General features: G+C 62.0%; 3 protein-coding genes. 1 reads left to right on the top strand and 2 read right to left on the bottom strand.

Annotation, left to right across the window (positions count from 1 at the left end; all coding sequences use genetic code 11):
* A partial coding sequence (locus WCE35_RS24435; protein WP_424595878.1) for an ABC transporter substrate-binding protein occupies positions 1–986 on the top strand: 986 nt, incomplete at its 5' end.
* A 77-nt stretch (positions 987–1,063) separates the two neighbouring features.
* Here WCE35_RS24435 and WCE35_RS24430 read toward each other — a convergent pair.
* Together WCE35_RS24430 and WCE35_RS24425 are read right to left on the bottom strand one after the other, a co-directional pair.
* Positions 1,064–1,618, bottom strand: coding sequence for an ActR/PrrA/RegA family redox response regulator transcription factor (locus tag WCE35_RS24430; protein WP_424595877.1), 555 nt, complete (start codon positions 1,616–1,618; stop codon positions 1,064–1,066).
* 186 nt (positions 1,619–1,804) lie between these two features.
* A partial coding sequence (locus tag WCE35_RS24425; protein ID WP_424595876.1) for an ATP-binding protein occupies positions 1,805–2,206 on the bottom strand: 402 nt, incomplete at its 5' end.

Below are 2,206 nucleotides of genomic sequence, written 5' to 3'. Positions count from 1 at the left end.
CTGACATGAGGCGCCGCGATTTCATAAAGGTAGTCACCGGCGCGATGACGTGGTCGTTCGCTGCCGCTGCGCAGCAAGCCAGCAAGGTCTGGCGGATCGGCGTGCTGGAAACGTCGGCTCTCGCCTTGAACGCTGCCAATATGCAGTCCTTTCGAGAGGGACTGCGGGCATCTGGTTATACCGAAGGGCGCAATCTCGTCATCGAGTATCGGTCGGCGGATGGTCATGGCGAAAGGTTCACCGAGTTGGCCGCCGAGCTGCTTCATCTGAATTGTGACCTCATCCTGACACGAGGCACACCGGCCGTGCTCGCAGCCAAGAACGCTACCGCAGTAATTCCGATCGTCATGGCTGCCAGCGGCGCGCCGGTTGGCGTCGGCGCGGTAGCCAGTCTCGCGCAGCCCGGCAACAATGTCACCGGCCTGAGCGCCTTTACAACCGAGCTGGAATCCAAACGGGTCGAAATACTGCGCGAGATCGTACCGGAAATGAAGCGATTGGCCGCTCTCTACAATATGTCAAACCCTGTTTCGCCGGCCCGCTGGGAAGCCTTGAAGACGACGGCCTCAAACCTCCGGATCGAGCCGCAGCTTCTTGACGTGAAAAAAATGGAAGACCTGGAAGTTGCGTTCGAAGTGGCGGCCGAGCAGCACGCCGACGCCCTCATCGTCGAAAATGACGGGCTAATCCATGCCAATCGTCGATTGATCACCGGTCTGGCGATCAAGCACAAGCTTCCGGCGATGTACGCAACCAGAGAGCTTGTCGATGAAGGTGGCTTGCTCTCATACAGCGTCGACTACGCCAACCTCTATTTCAGAGCTGCGACCTTCGTGGACAAGATATTCAAGGGAGCCAAGCCCTCCGATCTGCCCGTGGAACAGCCAACCAAATTTGAACTCGTCGTGAATTTGAATGCTGCCAGGAGTATCGGACTGCCACTTGCTGAGTCCTTTTTGCTTCGAGCCGATAAGGTCATTGAATAGGCGAAAAGCCAATGAACCCGGTCGCTGCTCTCGTCATTGCCAGCGCCGATGCGACGAGGGAATCCAGAACGCAAAAGCTACCGCGGGGCGCGCTTGGCCAGGATCCGCTGCAGGGTGCGGCGGTGCATGTTGAGCCGGCGCGCGGTTTCCGAGACGTTGCGGTTGCACATCTCGTAGATGCGCTGGATATGCTCCCAACGCACCCGGTCCGCCGACATCGGGTTCGCCGGAGGTTCGGATTTCTCGGTGCCGCTGGCCAGCAGGGCCGCGACGACATCGTCGGCATCGGCGGGTTTTGACAGATAATCGACCGCGCCCATCTTCACCGCGGTCACCGCGGTGGCGATGTTGCCGTAGCCGGTCAGCACGATCGCACGCGCGTCCGGGCGCTTGCGCTTCAGCGCCGACACCACGTCGAGGCCGTTGCCGTCGCCGAGCCTAAGATCAACCACGGCGAAGGCCGGCGCGGCGCGGCCGATCTCGGCCAGGCCGCCGGCCACGCTGTCGCAGGACCTGACCGAGAAGCCGCGGGTTTCCATGGCGCGCGACAGCCGCTCCAGAAACGGCTTGTCGTCCTCGACGATGAGCAGCGAGCGGTCGGCATGATCGTTCAGTTCGGCGATGGCGTTCACGGACGGGCATCCCTGGTTTCGGATACGACAGGATATGGCGCGGCAGCGCGGCGCTGCCAAGGCCGCCTAAAGTCGATCACGCCGTCGTCCCGGCCTTGAACCGGGGTCTATGACCGCCGGCCTTCGTTGGTGAGAAGGTTCTAACCCCAGCGCAAAATGGCGAGATCGCGCGGTATGGGGACGACGCTAGGACGCAGGCTGAGCTGCGATCTCTTCGGCCTCGAAGCGGCTGCGCGGCCAGACAATATGAACCACGGCACCGTGATCGGGAAAGACGCGGTTGGAGAAGGATACTCTTGCGCCACTGCGTTCCAGCAGCGTGCGGGCGATGAATACCCCAAGACCGAGCCCGCTGCGCTCGCTTTGGGCCTCATCGGCGCCGCGCCGCCGCGACAAAAAGGGCTCGCCGATGCGCTTGAGCATAGCCGGCGCAATGCCCGGCCCGTCATCGGAAATCACGATCTCGACCGTCTCCGCGTTCCACCACGCGTTCACTTCGACAGTTTCCCGGGCGAAATCGACCGCGTTTTCCAGGATATTGCCGACGCCATAGAGGATCGCAGGATTGCGGGCGCCGACCGGCTCGCG

The sequence above is a fragment of the Bradyrhizobium sp. genome (assembly GCF_049691595.1).
GTDB lineage: Bacteria > Pseudomonadota > Alphaproteobacteria > Rhizobiales > Xanthobacteraceae > Bradyrhizobium.
The sequence above is the reverse complement of the archived record's forward strand: the minus strand, read 5'-3'. Positions and strand labels throughout refer to the sequence as shown.